Source organism: Streptococcus pantholopis (genome assembly GCF_001642085.1).
GTDB lineage: Bacteria > Bacillota > Bacilli > Lactobacillales > Streptococcaceae > Streptococcus > Streptococcus pantholopis.
The window spans coordinates 639,434-662,648 of the sequence record NZ_CP014699.1 but is presented as its reverse complement, the minus strand read 5'-3'; the positions used below and the strand labels follow the sequence as shown (position 1 = coordinate 662,648).

At 42.6% G+C, this 23,215-nt stretch carries 22 protein-coding genes and 1 tRNA gene; 3 read left to right on the top strand and 20 right to left on the bottom strand.

Annotated features, from left to right (window positions below; genetic code table 11):
- Window positions 1-59 precede the first annotated feature (59 nt).
- The 9 genes from hisB to A0O21_RS03090 all read right to left on the bottom strand — a co-directional run bounded on the left by hisB (window position 60) and on the right by A0O21_RS03090 (window position 10,685).
- The gene (gene hisB / locus A0O21_RS03130) at window positions 60-644 is read right to left on the bottom strand and encodes an imidazoleglycerol-phosphate dehydratase HisB (RefSeq protein WP_067061104.1); all 585 of its coding nucleotides are present in this window, start codon (window positions 642-644) and stop codon (window positions 60-62) included.
- Window positions 641-1,288, bottom strand: a complete 648-nt coding sequence (gene serB / locus A0O21_RS03125; RefSeq protein ID WP_067061101.1) for a phosphoserine phosphatase SerB — start codon at window positions 1,286-1,288, stop codon at window positions 641-643. Before serB ends, hisB begins: the two co-directional genes overlap by 4 nt.
- Entirely contained in the window at window positions 1,275-2,558 is a 1,284-nt protein-coding gene (gene hisD, locus A0O21_RS03120) for a histidinol dehydrogenase (protein ID WP_067061097.1), read from the bottom strand. The genes serB and hisD overlap by 14 nt, the downstream gene beginning before the upstream one ends.
- Entirely contained in the window at window positions 2,555-3,202 is a 648-nt protein-coding gene (gene hisG, locus A0O21_RS03115) for an ATP phosphoribosyltransferase (protein ID WP_067061094.1), read from the bottom strand. The genes hisD and hisG overlap by 4 nt, the downstream gene beginning before the upstream one ends.
- Window positions 3,202-4,176 carry an ATP phosphoribosyltransferase regulatory subunit gene (locus tag A0O21_RS03110; RefSeq protein WP_067061091.1) on the bottom strand — a complete coding sequence of 325 codons (975 nt, stop codon included), beginning with the start codon at window positions 4,174-4,176 and terminating at the stop codon, window positions 3,202-3,204. The genes hisG and A0O21_RS03110 overlap by 1 nt, the downstream gene beginning before the upstream one ends.
- Window positions 4,177-5,223 carry a histidinol-phosphate transaminase gene (gene hisC, locus A0O21_RS03105; RefSeq protein ID WP_067061087.1) on the bottom strand — a complete coding sequence of 349 codons (1,047 nt, stop codon included), beginning with the start codon at window positions 5,221-5,223 and terminating at the stop codon, window positions 4,177-4,179.
- A 1,127-nt stretch (window positions 5,224-6,350) separates the two neighbouring features.
- The gene (ezrA, locus tag A0O21_RS03100) at window positions 6,351-8,075 is read right to left on the bottom strand and encodes a septation ring formation regulator EzrA (RefSeq protein WP_067061084.1); all 1,725 of its coding nucleotides are present in this window, start codon (window positions 8,073-8,075) and stop codon (window positions 6,351-6,353) included.
- Window positions 8,076-8,171: 96 nt separating this feature from the next.
- Window positions 8,172-10,124, bottom strand: a complete 1,953-nt coding sequence (gyrB, locus tag A0O21_RS03095) for a DNA topoisomerase (ATP-hydrolyzing) subunit B (RefSeq protein WP_067061081.1) — start codon at window positions 10,122-10,124, stop codon at window positions 8,172-8,174.
- Window positions 10,125-10,685 carry an HAD-IA family hydrolase gene (locus A0O21_RS03090; protein ID WP_067061078.1) on the bottom strand — a complete coding sequence of 187 codons (561 nt, stop codon included), beginning with the start codon at window positions 10,683-10,685 and terminating at the stop codon, window positions 10,125-10,127. It abuts the gene before it with no gap.
- Window positions 10,686-11,736: 1,051 nt separating this feature from the next.
- On the opposite strand from A0O21_RS03090, the gene A0O21_RS03085 reads away from it, so the two are divergent.
- The gene (locus A0O21_RS03085; RefSeq protein ID WP_067061074.1) at window positions 11,737-14,064 is read left to right on the top strand and encodes a Spy0128 family protein; all 2,328 of its coding nucleotides are present in this window, start codon (window positions 11,737-11,739) and stop codon (window positions 14,062-14,064) included.
- A 203-nt stretch (window positions 14,065-14,267) separates the two neighbouring features.
- Here A0O21_RS03085 and A0O21_RS03080 read toward each other — a convergent pair whose 3' ends face one another.
- From A0O21_RS03080 to add, 11 genes are all read right to left on the bottom strand, one after another.
- A complete protein-coding gene (locus tag A0O21_RS03080) occupies window positions 14,268-15,476 on the bottom strand; it encodes an FtsW/RodA/SpoVE family cell cycle protein (protein ID WP_067061071.1) in 1,209 nt (402 codons plus the stop codon).
- A 249-nt stretch (window positions 15,477-15,725) separates the two neighbouring features.
- Window positions 15,726-15,797 (bottom strand) — tRNA-Arg (locus A0O21_RS03075).
- Window positions 15,798-15,945: 148 nt separating this feature from the next.
- The gene (gene rplS / locus A0O21_RS03070) at window positions 15,946-16,293 is read right to left on the bottom strand and encodes a 50S ribosomal protein L19 (protein ID WP_067061068.1); all 348 of its coding nucleotides are present in this window, start codon (window positions 16,291-16,293) and stop codon (window positions 15,946-15,948) included.
- Between the two features lie 17 nt (window positions 16,294-16,310).
- A complete protein-coding gene (locus A0O21_RS10845; RefSeq protein WP_158511686.1) occupies window positions 16,311-16,472 on the bottom strand; it encodes a hypothetical protein in 162 nt (53 codons plus the stop codon).
- Window positions 16,473-16,547: 75 nt separating this feature from the next.
- Entirely contained in the window at window positions 16,548-16,877 is a 330-nt protein-coding gene (locus A0O21_RS03065) for a CrcB family protein (protein ID WP_067061065.1), read from the bottom strand.
- Window positions 16,870-17,253, bottom strand: a complete 384-nt coding sequence (locus tag A0O21_RS03060; RefSeq protein WP_067061062.1) for a fluoride efflux transporter FluC — start codon at window positions 17,251-17,253, stop codon at window positions 16,870-16,872. Before A0O21_RS03060 ends, A0O21_RS03065 begins: the two co-directional genes overlap by 8 nt.
- Window positions 17,250-17,519 (bottom strand): chorismate mutase, encoded by a 270-nt coding sequence (locus A0O21_RS03055; RefSeq protein ID WP_067061059.1) that lies wholly within the window; start codon window positions 17,517-17,519, stop codon window positions 17,250-17,252. The genes A0O21_RS03060 and A0O21_RS03055 overlap by 4 nt, the downstream gene beginning before the upstream one ends.
- Before the next feature lie 2 nt (window positions 17,520-17,521).
- A complete protein-coding gene (locus A0O21_RS03050) occupies window positions 17,522-18,202 on the bottom strand; it encodes a VTT domain-containing protein (RefSeq protein ID WP_067061055.1) in 681 nt (226 codons plus the stop codon).
- A gap of 51 nt (window positions 18,203-18,253) precedes the next feature.
- Window positions 18,254-19,639 (bottom strand): Fe-S cluster assembly protein SufB, encoded by a 1,386-nt coding sequence (sufB, locus tag A0O21_RS03045; RefSeq protein WP_067061052.1) that lies wholly within the window; start codon window positions 19,637-19,639, stop codon window positions 18,254-18,256.
- A 261-nt stretch (window positions 19,640-19,900) separates the two neighbouring features.
- Window positions 19,901-20,344 (bottom strand): flavodoxin, encoded by a 444-nt coding sequence (locus A0O21_RS03040; protein ID WP_067061047.1) that lies wholly within the window; start codon window positions 20,342-20,344, stop codon window positions 19,901-19,903.
- A gap of 41 nt (window positions 20,345-20,385) precedes the next feature.
- A complete protein-coding gene (gene add / locus A0O21_RS03035; RefSeq protein WP_067061043.1) occupies window positions 20,386-21,405 on the bottom strand; it encodes an adenosine deaminase in 1,020 nt (339 codons plus the stop codon).
- Between the two features lie 372 nt (window positions 21,406-21,777).
- On the opposite strand from add, the gene yghU reads away from it, so the two are divergent.
- Complete coding sequence (gene yghU, locus A0O21_RS03030; RefSeq protein WP_067061039.1) at window positions 21,778-22,569, top strand: glutathione-dependent disulfide-bond oxidoreductase; 792 nt, start codon at window positions 21,778-21,780, stop codon at window positions 22,567-22,569.
- A gap of 204 nt (window positions 22,570-22,773) precedes the next feature.
- Window positions 22,774-23,208 (top strand): GNAT family N-acetyltransferase, encoded by a 435-nt coding sequence (locus A0O21_RS03025; RefSeq protein WP_067061036.1) that lies wholly within the window; start codon window positions 22,774-22,776, stop codon window positions 23,206-23,208.
- Window positions 23,209-23,215 lie beyond the last annotated feature (7 nt).

Sequence of the window (23,215 nt, the reverse complement as noted above, 5' to 3'; positions counted from 1 at the left end):
CTGCTTGATTAACTGGCAGCATCATTTTAGCCGGCAGCACCGGATGCCCTTTCTTTTTGCTAAAGCATTCCCTTAGTTGAATTAACGCCTTGAATATCTGCATTAAAGCTGACCGCCTCACGCAGGGCGCGCCCCGTCGCTTTAAACAGACTTTCAGCTTTATGATGGCTGTTTTTCCCATGTAAAATCTGCAAATGTAGATTCATCTGACAGTTAAAGGCCAAGGCTTGAAAAAATTCTTCAACCAGTTCAGTGTCAAAATTCCCTAGTTTAGGATTTGCAAAGTCCGCCTCAAAAACAAGATAGCTTCGGCCTGATAAATCAAGGCTGGCCATCCCCAAGGTTTCATCCATTGGAACAAAGCTGGTCCCATAGCGGTTGATTCCTGCCTTATCACCAAGAACCTCGCGAAGGGCTTGGCCGAGCACAATACCCACATCTTCAACAGTATGATGGCTGTCCACCCAAAGATCGCCTTCTGCCTTTACAGTCAAAGAAAGGCGGCCATGGCGGGCAAAAAGGGTCAGCATGTGGTCAAAGAAACCCACGCCCGTATCAATATCAACAGGGGTTTGTTCATCTAGGTTCAGCCGCAGCTTAATTTTCGTTTCAGCAGTTTGGCGCTCAATCTCAGTCTGTCTCATCGATTTACCTCATCTAAAATATCAATCACTTTATATAAATCGGCCTCATCAATACGGTAGGAAGCCTGCTCTCGTACAATCGGTTTAGCACAAAAAGCAATACCGACGCCGGCGGTTTTCAGCATCAGCAAATCATTGGCCCCATCACCAACGGCAACTGTTTGGCTGAGTGTTAACTTATTTTCGGCAGCCCAGCTGCAAAGCTTAGCAGCCTTAATATCCTTAGTTACAATTTCTCCCAGCAGCCGGCCTGTCAAAAAACCATCCTTTATTTCTAAGCGGTTAGCCATGACATAATCGACTCCTGCACGCTGAGCTAATAAATCAACCGTTTCATGGAAACCGCCGGACACCAAGCCGACTTTATAATCCCGCTTATGCAGTTCTGCTATCAAGGCTTCTGCACCAGGGGTAAAATGCAGTCTGGGCAGTATCTCTGTTAACAGACTGTCCGGCTGCCCTTTGAGCAAGGCCACACGTTCAGCCAATGCCTGCTTAAAATCAAGTTCTCCCTGCATAGCCCGCTCAGTAATAGCGGCTATCTTTTCCCCTAGTCCGGCCGCTTGACCCAGTAAATCAATACCCTCTTCCTGAATAAGGGTCGAATCAACGTCCATAACCAGCAGCCCTTTAACCTTTGTCATTTCGCACCTCAATTGCTTTTGCATGCGCCTGCAGTCCTTCTGCATAGGCCAGTTTGGTGATATCTTTTTTGGCAGCCCTAAGCGCCTCTTTTGAATACTGGGTATACTGAATACGTTTAACGAAATCGTGTACCCCCAGTGCTGAGGAAAAGCGGCTGGTAGCAGTTGTCGGCAAGACATGGTTGGTACCGGCATAATAATCCCCAATCGGCTCGCTGGTATAATGTCCCAGAAAAACGGAACCGGCATTGTTGATTTGTTCCAAATAAGTATAAGCGTCGTCCATGGCAATTTCCAAATGCTCGGGAGCCACTTGATTCATTAAGTCAAACATACCGGCAGTATCTTGAGCAATGATAATCCGTCCATTATTCTCCACCGCCTGACGGGCAATGTCCTGACGCGGCAAGTTTTGCAGCTGACGCTCAATCTCCTCTTCAACCGCATCAGCTAGGCTTTCAGAAACTGTTACTAAAATAACACGCGCACGTACATCGTGTTCTGCCTGAGACAGTAAATCAGCAGCCAAATAGTTTGGGTTGGCCGAACAATCAGCAATAATCCCTATTTCTGACGGGCCGGCAATCATATCGATACCAACAAGACCATATACCTGTTTCTTAGCAGTAGCAACATAAATATTGCCCGGCCCTGTGATTTTATCCACACGAGGAATCGTTTCAGTCCCGTAAGCCAAGGCAGCTATCCCCTGTGCCCCTCCAACCTGATAAATCTTATCAACTCCTGATAGTCTGGCAGCAACCAGAATAGCTGGTGCAAAATGCTTCTGGGGCGGTGTAATCATGATAATCTCTTTTACGCCAGCAATCTTAGCAGGAAGGACATTCATCAGAACTGACGAAGGGTAAGCTGCTGTTCCTCCGGGGACATAAACACCGACACGCTCAATCGGCCGGACAAGCTGACCGCGGAGTACTCCCTGCTCTGGCCGGTCTTCAAAGCCGGTTTCCGCTTGCTGCTGATGATAAGTGACAATATTTTCCTTAGCGCGCTCCAGAGCCCCCAGCACATCTTGATCGATTTCAGCAAAAGCTGCATCAATCAGCTCTTCTTCTACTTCAAGCCTCTGTACAGCTATTTTATCAAAGGCAGTAGAGTAATCGCGCAGGGCTTGATCGCCCCCCTCTTTCACTGCAGCAAGAATTTGCCGGACAGCAGCCTCAGTATCTGCATTTTGCTTTGCTAGATCCAGCTGCTCCTGATAAAGCAGCTCAGCAATCTCTGCATTCGTTCCAGTCAGTCTTTTCATTGAAAAGGGACCTCCTCCTTACCCACAATCGTTTCTATTTTTTTTAGAAAAGGCAGCAGCTGTGCCTTATTTTTTAAAGCCGCTTCATTGACAATCATCCGAGCAGAAATCCGGCAAATATCTTCGTAAACCTGAAGGCCGTTTGCTGCTAATGTATTACCGGTCTCCACAATATCGACAATAGCATCTGCCAGACCTATAAGCGGAGCAATTTCAACACTGCCCTGTATAGAGATGATTTCGACATCTTCTCCTTTTTTGTTAAAGTGTCTTCTGGCTACAGCAGGATATTTGGTAGCAATTCGTTTGCGTTTGTGGTCGTGGGGCTGATAATCCTGTGTTGAAGCAACCGAAAATTTACAGAGCCCAAAATTGAGATCAAGCATTTCCAGATAACCAGACGGGTGTTCAAATAAAACATCTTTCCCGACAACACCGACATCAGCGACACCATGACGGACATAAGTCGTCACATCCGGTGCCTTAACAAGCAGAAAACGAAACTGTCTGTCTAGACTTTCAAAAATTAAATTCCTGCCCTTATCAGCCATAAAAGACATATCAAACCCAGCCTTTTCCAGCAGTTTTATGGTATCTTTCTCAATACGCCCCTTGGTTAAAGCTATCGTAATCTGCTCTTCCATCAGTCGCCCCTTTCATTTTTGCTGCTGTCATGCACTGCTTGATAGATGGAATCAATATCGACACTCCAACCGACTGCAGTCAGCTCTTTAGCACCGAACCGCTCAAAAAGCTTATCATAACGCCCGCCTGAGACAAAAGCATCCGGAACATTATCCCCAAAAACTTTAAACATAATACCTGTATAATAAGGCATTGTCGGAATCTGCGCCAAATCAATATGAATTGTCGGGAAAAACGCAGCCAGCCGGTTCATCAGCTTTTCTAAATCTTCCAAAGCCCTTAAAATATCCGGATGAGCAACCAGCTGACGAGCCTGACTGATAACAGTCCCCCCTTCGCCAAACAAAAAAGGGAGCTGCGTCAGCAAAGCGCTGAAGTCACTGGGATGCCTTTTAGTAAAGGTATTCAGAGCTGTAATATTTTTATTTCTTATGGCATCCTGCAGACCTTGCTTGATTTCTTCCTCAAGATTCAAGTCAGCAAACACAGTCTGCAGAACCGCTGCATGGGAAAATTCAAACTGGTAGGAAGAAACTTGAGCAGTATCCAGCGCTTCCTTGGCAGAAAGAACAGCCTCAGCTAAGGCTTCTTGTGCAGGATAACCGACAATTTCAATACCTGCCTGTGTATGCTCATTTGTAAGTCCTCTCAGCTCTTCATTGTAATTAAAAACTTTACCTGAATAAGAAAACTTAATCGGCGTTTCGACCTGTGTAGAGGCAATAACCCGCCCGATTTGGCTGGTAATATCCGGACGGAGAGCCAGCAGTTCGCCTGTTTTATCAAAAAAATGGTAGTGATTGGCCTGAAGGTCATCTGAAAAAACTTCAAAATGTTCTAGGGTCGGTGTCTCAATACGGTTAAACCCTTTTCCCATCAGCAAGCTGCTGATATCATGCTCAATTTTATACATAAGCTTGGCCCGTTTGAACAGCTTATCATGCATCCCAATTGGTAAACTTGTTTTTTTCATTTAAAGAAACTCCTGAATGGCCTGAACTACTTTTTCCATTTCTGCTGGCCTTCCGATTGAAATCCGCAGGAAATTTTTAAGCCGTTCCACATTTGGAAAATAGCGGACATAGATATGCCGTGACTGTAAGTAGGTCCATAAATCGCCAGCTGTCACACCGGAAGGTTCTGTCAATATAAAATTTGTCTTTGACTCCAAAACTCTGAAGCCTAAGCGCTTTAACTCAGCAGCAAACCATTCTCTCGTTGCAACAATTTTTTGATTAGCTTGTTTGTAATAATCCCACGATTTCACTGCGGCAGTTGCCAAACATTCAGCAATACTATCAACATTATAAGGATTAAGAGCATTTTTAACCGCCTTGATTACTCCTATCAGTTTGGGATTTCCGACTCCGTATCCGACACGCAGACCCGCCAATGAAGCATCCTTTGAAAAAGTACGTATAATAAAAACATTATCATATTTATTCAGCAAAGGAAGAGTAGATTCGCCGCCAAAATTAACATAAGCTTCATCAATTACAACGACTGTATCCTGATTAGCCTGAACAATTTTTTCAATTTCCTGCAAAGATTTACTCAGTCCAGTCGGTGCATTAGGATTAGCAAGAACTATACCACCGTTAAGACCCAGATAGTCCTGCTCTCTAAGACTGAAATCATCTGCCAAAGGGATTTCTTGATAATTAATATGATATAAATCCGCCCACACCTTATAAAAGCCGTAAGTCAAATCGGGAAAAAGAACAGGCTGCTGCGTATTAAAGAAGGCTAAAAAAGCCATTGACAAAACATCGTCTGAACCATTGCCGACAATGATTTGGTCAGCTGCAACAGCCAAATGATCTGCCAAAACCTGACGCAAACCATCCTGATCTAAACTGGAATAACGGCGCAAACTGCCGCTGTCAAAAGTCTGAAGTGCCCTTTGCACTTCCGGACTGGGCGCATAAGCATTTTCATTGGTATTCAGTTTAATCATATCAGTTCCCGCCGGCTGACTGCCCGGTGTATAAGGAGTAATATGCCGCAACCCCTTAATCATATCATCCCTCCTCACAACAAGATACAAAGGCCTTATTAAACGCAAAGTAAAAATAGGAGACTGACCGCTGAGTCACTAAGAACTCAAGGGAAGTCTATCTTTTTTACACAGCGTTTAGGCCGTGTTCAATTAACAAGATACAAAGCCCGCTAAAAGAGCAAAGCAAAAATGGCGGTAAGTCCGAAATCTTTGATTTCGTAGACGCACCTCTGCCAAGACGACTAGAAGGGTGCGGTCGGCCGATAGGGCGACAAAGCCTTCAGACGGCTACGGCTGGCGGTAAGTCCGAAATCTTCGATTTCGCAGACGCACCCCTGCCAAGACGACTAGAAAGCTGCGGTCGGCCGCTAGGACGATAAAGCTTTCAGACGTTTACGGCTGGCGGTAAGTCCGAAATCTTCGATTTCGCAGACGCACCCCTGCCAAGACGACTAGAAGGGTGCGGTCGGCCGATAGGGCGACAAAGCCTTCAGACGGCTACGGCTGGCGGTAAGTCCGAAATCTTTGATTTCGCAGACGCACACCTGCCAGAACACCTAGAAAGCGGGACAAAACCTCAGTTTAAAGGTTCCTTTACTTTCTCATTTCCAAGTTCGCGCTGTCATACCGTGCTCCACAGCTCTTAAGCCCTATTAATCTATCTAAATAGCATTGCCTTATATCTGATAACAAAAAAGCCCTCGCAAAGCATTTGCAAGGACGTAACATACGTGGTTCCACCTTAATTCAGCAGTCAGTCGCCTGAGCTGCTCTCATGAAGTACATGACTTCTGATTCGTAACGTGAACCTGCCGTCGTACACTACTTATCAGCAAAAACAGCTTTCGCATACGCACTCAAGAATGTGAGACCTGAGGTTTGTGTGCCCCTCTCAGCATTACAGAACACTCTCTGGTTTTGACATCTCAGATCATTTTCTCTCAACGCTTTAGTTTTATAATTATTATTCTACAAGAAAATTCTGAAAATAGCAAGCTAAAAATAAAAGCCTGTCTCAGCATAAGACAGACTGAGCCGAAAACAGCTGTCCAGCCCAGTAACTGGCAAAAACAGAAGAGACAATCAAAGCTGTCTCTCCCGTTTTTTAGGATATCTAACGGATTGATTAAAGACTTTTGATGCTGAAATTAAAAACGAATTGTTTCCCGAGTTTTCTCATAAGAAGAGACAAAACGCTCTGTCACTCCCGGTTCAACTAACTCAAGAGCATAAGATATTTCATCAAAAGAAGCCGCGTAATCATAATCGGTTTCAAACAACTGCAAAGCAGTATCAAAGCTGGCTTGGACACCTGGCTCAAAGCTGCGGTAACGGTTAGCATACTGTAGGAGCTGCTCTGTCAAGGTCGCATCCTCCACAACCTGATAAGTGGTTTCTTCCAAATTGGATAAGGCTCCGGCCGATACTTCCGTCAGGCGGGAAACAGCATCAATATTAATACGGCCTCGACTTAGCTCATCCATCAGAGCTTCCAGCTGTGAACTGGTTGTAAAAAACTGGGACAAAAAATCCTGCGGAATGCCCGGGAGATTTCTTTTTTCCATAAAGCGCTTAATCATATGCAGTTTATTGATATGTTTGTCGAGCTGCTTGCGAGCTGTCTCTTCAATCATTTCGATATCTTTAATTTCACCGTAAACTTCCATCTGACTGTTTTCAACCTCAGCTAAGGTAGCTAATATCTTCTCATACTTTTGCTGCAGTTCAGAGAAAGGTGCTTCATTGTCGGTAAACTGCTGAATAAGCGGCAGGACAGACTCCTCAGCTTCTGCTATCTGCCCCCTCAAACCATCAACATTAAGATCTTTGCTTTCACTTAATATATATTTGTGCGAGAGGCGGACAATCTCATTTTCCAGCTGTCTGTTATTAGTTTTAGCATGCTTGATATAACGGGGAATGACCTTATTATTTTTTACAACAAGCTTATGGGCCGCAATTTCACGTTCGAAAATATCATAAAGATCATCAATTTTGGTCTGGATATGGTCATTTTCCTCACGGGCACGATCCATATCCAAGGAAATCAACTGGTTGGAGTTATCATGGATAGCTTCCCGAATTTCCTGAAAACGCAGCTCAATATCCTTTTCAGGAAAGTAATAACGCTCCTCCAACAGGCGGCGGTAGCCTGATTCCAAATCATCCAGCTGATCCGGAAAATCATCTTCGAGCTTAGCAACCACAGCTGGTATCTGCTCTGAGATTTGTCCCAGTGCAATTGTATGCTCCTCAGCCTTATCCAAGACTTCTGAAGCTTCAACAGGGTCGCCGGTCGAATTCAGATCAACAAACTGAGAAAATTCGCTTTCGATATTTTTGAGCTGCTTATCAATTTCAGGCATTGTTGCCCCAAAATTATCTTCATTTTCCTTAATCGAACTCTGCAGGCTTTCATATAAATCTAAAGCATGGGTCACACGGGCACTGTTCTTTTCTTCCTGCTCCTTCAGCACACCGAGCGCCTCACGGATTGAAGCGATATCTTCCTCGGCTAAGGTCAGCTGACTGTCAATTTTATCAATTGCCTGCTTCCCTCGGATAAACTTAAAACGATCATTTAAATTTTCTGCTTCAAAAATATGATTCTCAATATCTGAAAAAGTGTTTAATGAAAGATCAACCCACTTCTGATTCCACTCGCGAAAAGCAGCCTGACTCTGACCAACCAGATGCATGGATTTAACGGCCTCGATTTCTTCATTAACAGGCAGCTCAAACAGCTCCTGCCTTCTTTCTTCCAGTTTCTCAATCAGCGAATCATTTCGCCTACGTATAATAACGCCAATCAGATAGGCAACAATCACTAAGAGAACTGCCGCAATAATCAGCAATAAAATTCCGCTAGACATCTTAATCTCCTTAAATGGTCTTTTTATTTCGTGAAAAAATATATTGTAACGCTAGGATTATACCATACTTTTATGCGCTTTTCAAAAAATCTCTGATTAAATATCAAGCGTACTGTAGACCGCATTTTCTTCAATAAACTCACGGCGGGGATCCACACGGTCCCCCATCAGCATATCAAAAATTCTATCCGCTTCTGCGGCATCATCAACAGACACACGCGCCATCAAACGGTTATTAGGATCCATTGTCGTTTCCCAGAGCTGGTGATCGTCCATTTCTCCCAGACCTTTGTATCGCTGAACGGTCGGTTTTGAGCGGCCCGAGCTGTGACGTTCCAAAGCTTGCTGCAGCTCTTCTTCCTGATCGCTTCCGGGCTGGATATATTCCTTAATCTCGCTGCCGACTTTAACACCGTAAATTGGTGGCTGAGCAATGTAGACATAGCCAGCTTCTAAAACCGGCCGCATGAAACGGTAAATAAGTGTCAGCAGCAAAGTGCGAATATGCGCACCGTCCACATCAGCGTCTGTCATAATAACCAATTTTTGATAGCGGGCCTTTGTCACATCAAAATCTGCTCCAAAACCTGTCCCCATGGCAGTAAACAGACTGCGAATCTCTTCATTGGCAAGAATTTTATCCATGCTGGCCTTCTCCACATTCAAAATCTTACCGCGGATAGGCAGAATAGCCTGAAACTCTCGGTTGCGCCCAGATTTAGCTGAACCGCCGGCTGAGTCTCCCTCGACAATAAACAATTCATTTTGACTGGCATCATTTGATGAACAGTCAGCCAGTTTCCCGGGAAGATTGGAAATTTCCAAGCCCGATTTTCTGCGTGTCACTTCACGGGCACGCTTAGCAGCAATCCGTGCCTTAGAAGCCAGAATCCCCTTTTCTACAATCTTTTTAGCTGTCTGAGGGTTTTCCAGCAAGAAACGGCTGAAAGCTTCGCTAAAAAGTCTGTTGGTTATCTTGACCACTTCGGAATTACCGAGTTTGGTCTTGGTCTGGCCTTCAAACTGTGGATTGGGGTGCTTAACAGATATAACAGCCGTCAAGCCTTCACGAACATCCTCGCCAGTCAGATTGTCTTCATTTTCCTTAAGCAATTTATTCTTCTTAGCATAATCATTAATGACGCGGGTCAGCGCTGTTCGAAACCCTTGTTCATGCGTCCCGCCTTCATGCGTATGAATATTGTTGGCAAAACTCATAATGGTTTCATGATACGAAGCGGTATACTGCATGGACACTTCAACTGCTATTCCATCTAGCTCGCCTTCTGTGTAGATAGGGGTCTCAAAGACCGTCTCTTTGTTTTCATTAATGAACTCAACATAGCTTGAAATGCCGCCCTCATAGTAGAACTCCCGCTCTTGCTCCAAACCAGCCCTTTTATCAGTAATTGAAATTTTCAGACCGCGGTTAAGAAAGGCCAGCTCCTGTATTCGTTTAGCCAATTTGTCAAAATCAAATTCTGTTGTCTCTGTAAAAATCTCAGAATCCGGCGTAAAATGCACGGTCGTTCCGTGCTGGTCCGTCTCTCCAATAACGGCCAGATCCGCCGCAACAAGGCCGCGGTGGTATTCCTGAAAATAAATTTGCCCATTTTTATGAACACTTACATCGAGCTGCTCTGACAGCGCATTGACAACAGAAGAGCCAACACCGTGAAGGCCGCCGGACACCTTATAACCGCCGCCGCCGAATTTACCGCCAGCATGCAGAACTGTAAAAACAGTCTCAACTGCCGGACGTCCGGTCTTTTCCTGAATATCAACAGGAATTCCGCGGCCATCATCAACGACAGTAATGGAATTATCTGCTTCAATGAAAACTTCAATATGGGTTGCAAAACCTGCCAAAGCTTCATCAATTGAGTTATCAACGATTTCCCATACTAAATGATGAAGCCCTTCCTTTGAAGTTGAACCGATATACATGCCGGGGCGCATCCGAACTGCCTCTAAACCTTCTAAGACCTGAATCTGGCTGGCATCATATTCCTGACTCAAATCTTCAAAATGCGTTTTTTCTTCTGTCATTTATGTCACTATCTCCAATAATGATTTTTTACCGTCAAAAAGCAAAGTAGCAAAACCTGCTTTTTGACCGGCTTCTATGTCAATATCACGATCTCCAATAACCAGTCCCTTGCGTATCTGATACTTATTTTTTAAATAAAGCAGGCTTTGCGGATTCGGTTTTCGAGCAAAGCCATTAGCAGAAGTGATGACTTCTGTAAAATAAGGAGCAAGCCCCGTCTTATCCAAAATTTCCAAAACCTGCTGATCCCGATGCGAAATCAAAAAGTTGCGGCCGCCGGATGCCACAACTTTCTGCAGCACTTCTTTTGCACCAGCAAAACAAACCGGGTTTTCCAGCCGCTTTGCTTCATTTATACGGTAAAATGTGAGAAAATTTTCTGCTTCAGGGACAAAATAAGCAAGAGCTGCCTGAGTGGATTCTTTTAACTTTGCATAAATCTCATCATGATCCGCCTTTTTACCAAACATTATCAAAGTCTCGGCAAAAGCCTGGGCGGACAGTTCATAATTATCCAGCAGTGTACCGCCTAAATCCCAAATATAATCATGATAATCCATACTCCCTATTATAACATATTTTTACACCTTTTCATATTTTAATCCTAAAATAAAACAGCTTGCAGTGAGTCACTTAAAAATCTGCTCATCACATACTGCCGTTCAGGACTCTTTGATACTCAGTAAACACCGATATCAAAACCACCCCCCAGCTGCTATCTAAAACATAATTGTAACAGTCTGTTGATTGGTTTTTCTTGGTTTATCTGACTGCAATGATATCGCTTTTGTATAAAGTGAAACAGTTTTTATTCCAGCAATAAGATGGGCTGCTGCATAAATACCGCTCTGAAAAAGGACACTGTTACATTGCACACGACCTAAGCTCTTTACAAAAAAACGACAACTTACGAGTGCGGCTGCTCTGTGAGTAAGCCTTTCCCTCTTGAGCCTTTAGTGGCTCATCGTAAGATCCCTATTTTTGCTTGAACTTTATGCAGCCTTTGTATTGTAAGTTAATAAAAACAAAAGCATTAGCACTGGCAAGTGCTATTATTGGATTTAATCGGCGGAATAATTATGAACTGGACGGCATGCAGTTTTTTCGTATCAGATGATGGACCGCTGCTCAATAGATTAGCACAGTAGCATAAATCAGCACAGGTGAGCATGCGGCAGGCTTTTTAAACCTATTGATGGCGCTGGTTAAGCCTTCTTAAACTGGGACTTGTGATGGGGAGTATTATGAAAAAGATACTAGAGCCGGCAATTCTCCTGTTATACTAATGAATATAAGTACCACTATTTCAGCTGAATTTGGTGGCAGTCTTGTCATTATCAATAGTTTATTTTGGCTCTTTAAAAAATTTACAAGACGGGGGATCAGACAATCAAAGTATAAAGTATGCAGATAGTTTTTTCAGTCAGAAGCGTTAACGTCTTTCTATCCCCTCATAAAATATTTTTAATTTTCAAAAAAAAAAAAAAAGATGGCAATTCAATTACTTTTTTATTATAATGATTTTAGGAGTATAGCAACTCCTCTTATTTTTCATGCTTGAAAAAACTATCAAGTATGTTCTAAAATTTTAAAACCTAAAGGAGAGGTTCAATGAAGAAAAAGTTTATTAGCTTATTAACCCCATTCCTTCTTTTGTTTAGCATAACAGCCTTCGCTGAAACTGTAAGCGCCAAAGAGCTGACCAATGTTATCACAAATGTCATTGTTTGGGATGTTGCAAATGGCCGGGAAGCCTCCCAAAGCGGCGGGATTTACCAGCTTACTCAAAACAACAACTATCGATATGCTGTCGATTTTGACTTAAGTGCTTACGATGGAAATCTTAGTGATGGCGATACCTTTACTTTCACTATTCCTGCGCCGCTTACTGTAACAGCAACAACCTTTGATCTAACAGACAAAGCCACTGGCATAGCAGTCGGAGAAGCAAGTGTTGTTTCAAACGGGGCAGGAGCTGGCGGCACTGCTACTATCACCCTAAAAAATCTAGCTGATTACCTTAAAGAAAAAGGTGGTACAGAAATTCAAGGGGTATCTGGTACTTTTTATACTCAGTTTAAAGCAGAAGAGCTGACAGAAAATACAGAAATCAGCTTTCCATCAGGTGAAACCGAAAAAACTATCACTCACCAAATCAAAGTTTCGCCTGCGAAACCTTCTGACTATTCATACATCATCGAAAAAGAAAATTTTGCTAAAATAGGCGGAATCATAAGCAGTAAAGACTGGACATCTGAAACGCTTGGAAAAAACGGTCAGTATGTTCATGGCTGGACAGTGCGCATTAACACCAGACAAGAAAGCTATGAGACCATTGAAGTGACAGATACTGTTTCAGAAAACTACTCGCCAATGCAGTTTATTCCTGAGACTTTCAAAGTAACAGCGGGCTGGTACCGCAATGACTTCAGCCTTATGGATCAAGAAGAGTTAGCACCGGGTACTGATTATACTATTGACTGGAATGAATCTTACACTCAGTTTGTTCTAAAAATCAACAAGGCCTCTTCATTTGTAAAAAACGGGAAAACAGCCAGTTTCCAAATTCAGTATGATACAACTGCCCCTGCAGACGGCACTAAGGTGCAAAATGGGGTCTCAATGAAAGCTGATGAGAAAGATATCACTTCAACTAGCACGAATACACAGCTAACCTATTACCATACAGGCAATTCAGTCGTCACAACCGGCGGTACAATCCAATTGCAGACTGGTTACCGCATCACACTTTATAAGGTAGACAGCAAAACACTGAATCGTCTTCCTAATGCTCAGTTCAAAATCACGCCTCCGGCGGGAGCAACTGCAGCTGAAGAAATTGTTACAACTGACCAAAATGGTGTGGCACAATCCCCTGTCTATTCAGAAGAAGATGTAAAGCTTGGCGCATTCACTATTACAGAAGTGGCTGCACCAACAGGTTATATACTTGACTCCACTCCGATTGAGGTGACTGTCGGTTCAGAAGGAGTGATTAGAACAATCAGCAACCAGCGCAAAACAACCTCAGCAAGCATTGCTGCTACTAAAAAGCTGACAGGACGTGACTTAAAAGCAGAAGAATTTGAATTCACACTGACTAATGATGAAACTGGTGAAGCCGTTGAAACAGTAAAAAACGATGCAGATGGCAACATCACATTCTCCAAACTTACCTATGATACTGCCGGTGTTTACAACTACACCGTTACAGAAGCCAATGCCGGTCAGACAATTGACCGTATCACCTATGATGCAGAGCCAATCAAAGTCACTGTTAAGGTCGAAGCCGATGATCAGGGGAATCTGAGTGCAACCGTAACCTACACAGACAATGATGCGGTTTTTGAAAATATCTATACACCAGAAACAACGACAACTACGACCACTACAACGTCAGCGACAACCACTGCTGCACCTACAACAACCGAACCTGCGACAACGACTGCAGCTACTACGACATCAGAAGCAAGTACCACTGCAGAAGCAACGACAACCACTGAACCAACAACGACTATAGCAGGCACGACATCAGACACAAATACTACAACAACGGAGGCTACTACTACAACAGGAACCCCAGCAGCCACTACAACCGACTCACCGGTCACGACAACTGTGACTGAAGCAAGAACAACCCTTGTAACAGAGTCAACAGAATCTACTACCTCTGAAACAAGTAGTTCTGATCCAGCAACAACCACCACTACAGCAAGTAGTTCTGATCCAACAACAGTCACTTCTGGGGCAAGTACTTCTGATCCAACAACAACCACTACAACTAACGGTAAGCCGACACCAACGACGACAGCAAACAGACCTAAGAAAAAACTTCCAAGTACCGGTGAAGACACATCTGCTGGCGCAGTTATTCTTGGTTTTGCACTTCTGTCTATAAGCCTTACGGTAATTTACTTCCGTAGATTACATAGGCAGTAAAGTTTTACTGCTAAGATGGCTGAATAAGCTGAAACTTTGCCCGTTTATATCAAAAGACAGGTCTTCTTATTAGAAGCCTGTCTTTTTTATTTTAAGACACAAATACTGTTAAAAAGCAGACAAAAAAAGATCTCGTTGAAAACTGAATACCGTTCCTTGCTGAAAGCACAAAAAAAGATGGCTTAAATCTGCCATCTAAGTGTTCAGCGCCGGCTTCTCAGAAATTTTTCAGCAATCTCTTTTTGAATATTTAAGTTGTTCTGATATCCCATAGAAAGAACCAAGCCTACGCCGATAAGATTGGTGATAAGTGCGCTCCCCCCTTGGGAAATAAAAGGCAGAGGAATGCCAGTCAGCGGTAAAATACCAATAGCCGCTCCAATATTTTCTAAAATATGAAAAAGAATCATCATAATGAAACCAGTCGAAATATAGACATAAAACCGATTATTAGAAGCAAATGTCACACGAATCATACGGTAAATCAAAAGCAAATAGAGCCCCAAAACAATGGCACTGCCGATAAAGCCGAAATCTTCGGCAATGACTGTAAAAATCATATCGCTTTCGCGAACCGGCACCGACAAAGCAACATCTCCAAATCCTCGTCCAAACAAACCGCCGATACCGATTGAAACCATACTTTGCGTTTGCTGATAGGCAATTGTTTTTGAAAAGCTGAAAGGATCCAGCCAAGCGGATATACGGTTAATTTGATAGGTATCCATTCCCAGATTGAAAAGAAACTCTTTGCCGTTGGGGATAAGAAAGATAATGATAAAAATCAAAAAACAAAGAGCTACAAACAAAACAACCGGTAAAATCAGCCACCAAGATATCCCAGAAATCAGAATCATACCGGCCAGTATAGCCATAAAAACCATAGCTGTCCCTAAATCTTTCTGCAGGCCCAAAAAGATCATAACAGGCAGGGTAATTAAAGCATAAATGCCAATCAGCTGCAAATCCCGCTTAAAGGTCAGCTCCTGATATTTTTGATGAAACCAGATAGTTGACCGGGCCAGCATCAAAATGTAGGAAATTTTCATAAATTCTGACGGCTGAAATAAGGTGACCGAACCGATTGTCACCCAGTTTTTTGACCCTGTCGCTTCAACTAGGGTCGGGCTGTAAAAAATTAAGGGCAGAATCATTAAAAACAGGCCTAAAACATAGAGATAAGGCGTGATCTTCCAAAGCAGCTCGGTGCTAAAAAGCATAACAACAAAAGCAATAACACAGCCGCAAAGCATCCAAATAATCTGCTGGGTCATCACCATAGTGACATTATTTGGATAATCGTGCAGTGTTGCGATATAAACTGCTGCTAAACCAATAAGCAGAAGAATAAAAACAGGTAACACTACTGAGTAATCAATACGACTGTCAATAGAATTTCTTTTACGTGCCATGATACTTCCTTTTACGTTTTTCTAATAACGCCCCTATTATACCATTTTTCTTACAAGATTGGCAGACTAAGATAGCAATAAATCAGAACCGGCAGTTCAGCATTAAAAGATGCAGCAGGCTCCTGCAGGCAAAAGAAAAAGCTGCACTTAAGCAGCTTGCTTTGCTGGTTTTGGTCTCTTAAGTAAGATCTCGTTCTATAAATGTCCTCTATCTATTGGTAACACACTAAAACAGGCCATTGCTGCCAATATCCCCTGCCGGAATCGAACCAGCAACTACTCCTTAGGAGGGAGCTGTTATATCCATTTAACTAAGGGGACACAAATAAGCTCTTTCTATTGTACCTTAGAGTCAGCCCGAATGCAAGTCTCCCTGCCAGCAAAAATATTTCTGCTCTATATTTTTGAAAGGATAACCCGCAAGACATTTGATAAAAAGTTAAAAAGCCCTTTGTAAAGAGCTTTTTTCTTATTGACGAATTTCCTTGATCCGTGCAGCTTTACCTTGCAGAGAACGCAGATAATAGAGTTTTGCACGGCGAACGCGGCCGCGGCGAGTAACTTCAATCTTCTCAACACGCGGTGTGTGAAGCGGAAATGTCCGTTCAACGCCGATACCGCTGGAAATTTTCCGAACTGTATACATTTCAGAAATGCCTTGACCTTTACGGGAAATAACAACCCCTTCAAAAATTTGGATCCGTTCGCGGCTTCCTTCAACAACCTTAGCGTGAACACGAACTGTATCACCAGCACGAAACTCAGGAATATCAGTCCGCAGCTGTTGTTCAGTTACACTTTGAATTAATGGATTCATGTGATTCTCCTTCTTTACTAATCATAAGAGCTCCGTCCCAGCGGATTAGCTGTTTTTTGCGCTTTCTTTACAAGCACAACCATTATTCTAACAGAAATATGCAGAGCTGTCCAGCCCTTTTCACCAGAAAAATACTGCGAAATCCAAATCTCTTTTAAATAACTCAAGATTAAATGCATCGGTATTTCTTACCGATGTGTCAGTCATTAAAATAGAGCAGAGACTGCATACTAAAGCTTTCAACAAAGACTTATTCAAACTGACATCCCGATGTAGGCTAAAAGCAGCCCCAGACCATAGGTCAGGCTGTAGTAAACAAAAGCATAGGATCGTTTTGAGAAAAAGGCCGCAAATTCATAGTTTAGGGTAGCATACGTTCCTAAGCCCCCTAAAAATCCGACAGATAAGAAGATATTAAGATTTTTATCTGTCAGATGCCGCGAAAAAAAGCCTACAAGGAAAGCCGCGAAAAGGTTGCTGATCAGGGTTCCAAAAGGAAAGTTTTTTCTGTTAGCAAACGATAAAATATAGCGACAAAGAGCTCCTATACCACAGGCAAAACCAATCCCTAAAATATTAATCACTCTGTCTCTCCATCCTTCTCTTGGCCAAATAAATGCTCAAACGCACTGCCCCTATGCCTCCTAAGAAATAAATCAAAAACCAAAAGCTAAATTTAGCCCAATCACCTTCCTGCAGAGCCTGAAGCATAAGCAAAAGAGGAGCGGCAAAGGTCGTAAAACTGCCGATAAAACCGGAGCTAAAAATAGTTAATAGGTTTTTTGATGCCTTTTTTTCAGAAAAAATCCCTTTGATAAAAAAAGCTAAGAAAACAGTCCCGGAAAAATTAACAATTGCTGTCCCCCACTCAGGAGAAAGCCACTGACTCAAACTATAGCGCATAATTCCAGCCACAAAGGCCAAGATAAAAACTAAAAATAAGGCCCAAACTTTCTTCATTCTTCTAATTTACTGGTTTGATAAGCGCGTGAATGTTTCATAATATCAGAAAAAATACTGACAATACTGTTTTCAAATTCTTTATTTTCGACATAGGCAGCTGCTTTTTTTAGGACAGTCTGCTCACGAACGGAATCCAAAACCGGCTGTTGTTTTTCCCTTTTATATTGACTGACCTCAGTTACCAGCTGCATTCGTTTTTCCAGCAAGGCAACCAGATCTTTGTCGACCAAATCAATCTGCTGGCGAATATGATTCAATTCCATACTTATTTCTCTTTTCTCTTTTTAAAATAACGATAACTGCCATATACCAAAATCATAATAACCAAAATGACAGCCAGACGTTTGATGTTGCCGGATAAAATGGCATCGCCGCCAAAAGCATAGAGGAGGCTGGTCGGAGCTACTCCGATTAAAGCACAAAGCAACCAGTGCTTCCAGGAAATCCGCATTTTCGTCACATTGTAATCAATAATAAATGTCGGGATAATCGGCAGCATATAGCCTATTATTAGGGCTGTCGTTTTGTTTTCAAAAGCCTCCCATTCAGCCAGCCGCTTCTGAAACCGACTATCTTTGTCTGCAATATTAACCCTCTTCATCACCTGAATCAAGAAAAAATTCCCGATGACATTGCTGGACAGATTCATGACAAAGCCCAGCAAAGGTCCAAAGACCACCCCGTTAAAAACAGCAAAAACAGCATTGGACATAAACGGAATAGCCGCCGTCACTGCTGTCAGCAAGATAAGCAATATAAAATTCAGCAGCGTCCGAGCCTTGAAATGTGCTTCAAAATCTTCCAAGGGCTGCTTTGCAGAAAAAACAGCTGCAATATCCTGATAATGCCTCACAATAAAAAGTAAAAAATACAGAATGATAAGCACAAAACCGGCTAAAAGCAACCCTTTCTTGAGATTATCATACTTCAAATGGATTTTCTTCATCTTGTTAATATTATAAAGAAAAGCGGGCCGCTTGGCAAGAAAGACAAAACCTCAGCCGACAGAGCCTTCCATACTCATATTAATCAGAGTATTTAATTCAACTGCATATTCCATCGGCAACTCTTTGGTTATCGGTTCCATAAAACCATTAACAATCATGGCAGTCGCTTCTTCTTCTGAAATCCCCCTGCTCATCATATAATAAAGCTGAGCTTCAGACACCTTTGAAACTTTAGCCTCATGCTCCAAAGCCACATTAGCATTATGAATTTCGTTGAAGGGAATGGTATCTGATGAAGATAAATCATCCATAAGAATCGTGTCACATTCAATATGTGATTTGGAACCCGAGCTGTCCTTCCCAAAAGTGACCTGACCGCGGTAATCCGTTCTGCCGCCATCCTTGGCAACTGATTTTGAGATTAAAGTCGATGACGTATGGGGAGCATTGTGAAAAACCTTACAGCCGGCATCCAAATCCTGACCGAAATTGGCAAAGGACATGGACAGAACTGTTGTTCGGGCATGAGGCCCATTGAGGATGGAACAAGGGTATTTCATATTGACCTTACTGCCGATATTGCCATCAATCCACTCCAAAGTCCCATTTTCAGCAACAGTCCCGCGCTCAGTCACTAAGTTGTAAACATTGTCCGACCAATTTTGCATAGTAGTATATCTGAAGTAGGCATCTCTTTTGACGACAATTTCCACGGTCGCTGCATGCAGGCTGTTGGCAGAATAGGTAGGGGCTGTACAGCCTTCAATGTACTGGATAGACCCACCTTCCTCAACGATAACCAAGGTCCGTTCAAACTGACCGGCATTCTCACCGTTAATCCGAAAATAAGTTTGCACAGGAATATCACACTGAACTCCTTTTGGCACATAAATAAATGTTCCGCCCGACCAAACAGCACCGTTTAAGGCAGCAAATTTGTGCTCTGCATTGGAAATAATGGTGCCAAAATACTTTTTAACCAACTCCGGATATTTCTGGACAGCGGTGTCAGTATCTGTAAAAATAATCCCTTGTTTTTCAAACTCAGCCTGCATATTGTGATAAACAACTTCTGATTCATACTGAGCCACCGCTCCGGACAAAAATTGCTTCTCAGCTTCAGGAATCCCCAAACGGTCAAAAGTTTCTTTGATTTTATCAGGGACATCATCCCATGAACGAACCGTTTCACCGGAATATCTTTGATAATAAATAACCTGCTCAAAATCAATGCCGGATAAGTCAGGACCCCAGTCAGGCAAAGGCAGCTTGTTGAATAGTTCTAAAGATTGCAGACGGTAATCAAGCATCCACTGCGGCTCATTCTTAATTTCAGAAATATTGCGGACGATTTCTTCTGTCAGCCCCTTGCCTGTTGAGTAAAGCGGCTTGACGTTATCATGAAAACCAAAGGCATACTCCCTATTTTTTACCATTGTGCACCTCTTTTCTCTCTTACAGAAAAACCTCTGTCTAAAACTAATAATCAGCTTTTATTCTATTATACCCCCTTTTGAAAACAATTTCATGAATAAAAACCAGAAAAACTAAAAGCTGCTGACTGCCTCTCACAAGAAATGAAAAGACAGTTCGAAAATGTTTTATAGGGCACACTCAATTGCATCATAATTATTAGATTTGCAGCCTAGTAAATAAAAAAGCCAAACAGCTTTTTCGGTTTGGCTTTCAGATATGGTTTAAGGCAGTTTTGCTGAAAGTTCCTCTGCAAAAGCCTCTAAGTGTTCAATGTCTTCGTCTTCAGCAGCTAAATCCACCTTAACTGACTCTGCTCCCTTTGAAGCTCCTGTCAAAGCAAACTGTGCCTCAAAATCATCCACGGACTGGCAAAAATAATCATAAAAGGTATCCCCTGACCCAACGACACCGTAAAGTTTACCTGACAAATCTAAATCAGCTAAATCTTCGTAAAAATCAACAATCTCATCAGGAAGCTCCCCGTCACCGTAGGTGTAGGTTGCTACAATAGCCAGATCCACATCTTCGAAATCTGCTGCATCAACTGTTGTACACTCATCTACTTCAACCGTATGCCCTAAATCTTCTAATTTTTGAGCGACTATATCAGCGATTTCTTCAGTATTTCCGGTCATACTGGCAAAAACAATTTTAGCTAAAGCCATTTCTTCCTCCAATAAAACATTACTATTATTTTAGCATATTTCTACAAGAATGCAGCATATAATTTTTCTATTTTTGCTAATAAATCCCTTTTTTCAGCATCGCTTGTAAAAGAAGCTTGGACAGCATTGCGGTTAAACTGCAGAAAATCTGCTAAATCAGCTGCAAAGTACTGGTGAAACAGTTCATATTCTCTGGTTAGATTTGTATCAGATACTGTCCGGTTATCAGTATTGATGGTAATTTTTGCACCTGCGTCATACAATTCCTGATAGGGAAAATCAGATAAATCCTTTACTGCTTTGGTCTGAAGATTGCTGGTCAGACAAAGTTCTGCTGTAACTTGATGTTCAACCAAAGATTTGATGATTTCAGGTTGATTATGAATAGCTGTTACATGCCCCAGGCGCTTAATCCCAAGAGCGATAGAATCGGCAATATGGTTTGGACAGCCGCATTCACCGGCATGGAAGGTCAAAGGACGGCCTAAAGTTTGAGTATAGCGGATTAAATCCTCAATTTTTGCAGGGGGAAAACCATGCTCATCCCCAGCAAAATCAAAGCCAGCAAAACCAGCTTCTGAAAGCTCTGCCAGCTGCCCAAAAAGGTCTCGAGTCAATTCTTTAGGAGACTGACGCATCCCGCAGGCAATGACTTTTCCCCTAATGCCAAAATCTGTTTTTGCCTGCTTTAAGCCTTCTAAAACAGCAAAGACAGTCTCAGGGGCGGATAAGCCTTGATCCATAGATAGCTCCGGTGCGAAACGGATTTCAATATAGATGACGTTATCAGCTGCAGCCTGTCTGGCAACATCATAAGCAGCCATCTGCAGTGCTTTTTTAGTCTGTAAAAGCGGGCGGATAAAATCAAAAGTTTTCAGATAATCGGTCAGGCTCTCAGTCTGCTCAGGCACAGTAACTAGCTTTTTTAGCTCCTGATCTGATTGCGGCAGCATAATTCCAGCCATATCAGCCAAAAGACGAATGGTCTCCATCGAAATCGAACCATCTAAATGACAGTGCAGCTCAGTTTTTGCTAAATCTTGCAGCAATCGCCTATCCATTATCAGTCCTCCCGCAGCAAAATGATATTTTTACTATCTTAACACAATTTATTTGAAATTCAAGTGTAAATTTGCTATGCTTATCACATCGTTAAAGCAAAGGCGTCTCTCTAAAGTAAGCAGTCTAGCACAACGAGCGGTAATTTCTTAAAAACTTAAGATATCAAAAGTATGCTGACTGATACGCCAAAACACCTTGAGCAGAATTGCTGAAAGAAATGACTGACTTCAATGATTAATCAGTATTTTTCTTTTTGTTTTATCGGACGCCTTTAAGTGAACTCGAAATTCGGTGCAAACAGCTGCAGTGCCCTTTATACTGTTCTGTTTATATGCGTTTCATATACTCTTATATTTTAAAAGGAGAAAATCATGTCAGACTATCAACCACCTAAAATTTGGAAAAATCCTGCCAGTATGGGCGGACAGTGGGGCAGCCTTAACCAGCCCACTGCCGGATCTCGATTTGAACAGACACTGCCAAGCGGAAGCAATCCTTTTCAGCTTTATTCCCTTGGCACGCCCAATGGCATAAAAGCGACCATCATGTTTGAAGAGCTTAAAGAGCTGGGAATCACTGAGGCAGCATATGACCTTTACCGAATCGCAATCAGTGAAGGCGATCAGTTTGGTTCAGACTTTGTTGCAATCAATCCTAATTCAAAAATTCCAGCTCTGCTTGATAAGTCAGGGGACAAAGCTATTCGTATCTTTGAGTCATCTAATATTCTTTTCTATTTAGCTGAAAAATTCAATCAGCTGATGCCAACAGATCCTCTTCAACGAACAGAAGTCTTAAACTGGCTCTTCTGGCAAACCGGTGCCGCACCGTTTCTTGGAGGCGGCTTTGGTCATTTTTTCCATTATGCACCGGAAAAAATTGAGTACAGTATCAATCGCTTTGCTATGGAGGCCAAACGGCAGCTCGATCTGCTGGATAAAGAATTGGCACTTAAGCCTTATATCGCCGGAAGCAGCTACACTATCGCAGATATTGCCATTTGGTCATGGTACGGCCGTCTGGCTCAAGATAAAATTTGGGACAGAGCAGGAGAATTCCTTGATGTCCAATCCTATCAAAACGTACAGGCCTGGACTGAAAAAATCGCTGAAAGGCCTGCTGTCATCCGTGGCTTACAGGCAAAATACCAAGACATTAAATAACAGCGAAAAGCTGATTTGGCTGCTGTCTCTAAACCGCAGCTACAGCTTCCAGTCTGATGCTTTTTGTTCTAAGCTTCTGCTTTCTAACACTTGGGAGGCAGTCCTCAGCTTTTAAAAGGGCGGAAAAACCGGAAAAGCGGCTCTGCTATACTGTCGGACCGCTCTTTTTTTATGGTATAATAACATCGAAAAGAAAGGAACTTTATGTGGGTCTGCAAAACATTTGAGGAACTGACGAAATCCGAACTCTTCGCTATCTATCAGGTGCGGGTTGCCGTTTTTATTGTTGAGCAAAACTGTCCCTACCAAGAAGTAGATAAACATGATTTAGAAGCCCTGCATTTTTTCAAGAAAAAATCCGGAGACATTCAGGCCTACTGCCGGATAATACCCGGAGAGGAAAGTGTCGCATTAGGCCGCGTTTTAACCGCAAGGAACTGCCGGCAAAACGGCCTTGGAAGGAAACTAGTCAGACAGGCTCTGCAAATTTGCCAAGAAAAGTTGCCCGCACTTCCTGTCTCTATCCAAGCACAATTCTACCTCAAAGATTTTTATGCCTCTTTTGGCTTTCAAACGACCTCTAGCCGCTATTTGGAAGACGGCATCCCTCATATTGATATGATTTTAAAAAGGAACTGATTTTTTT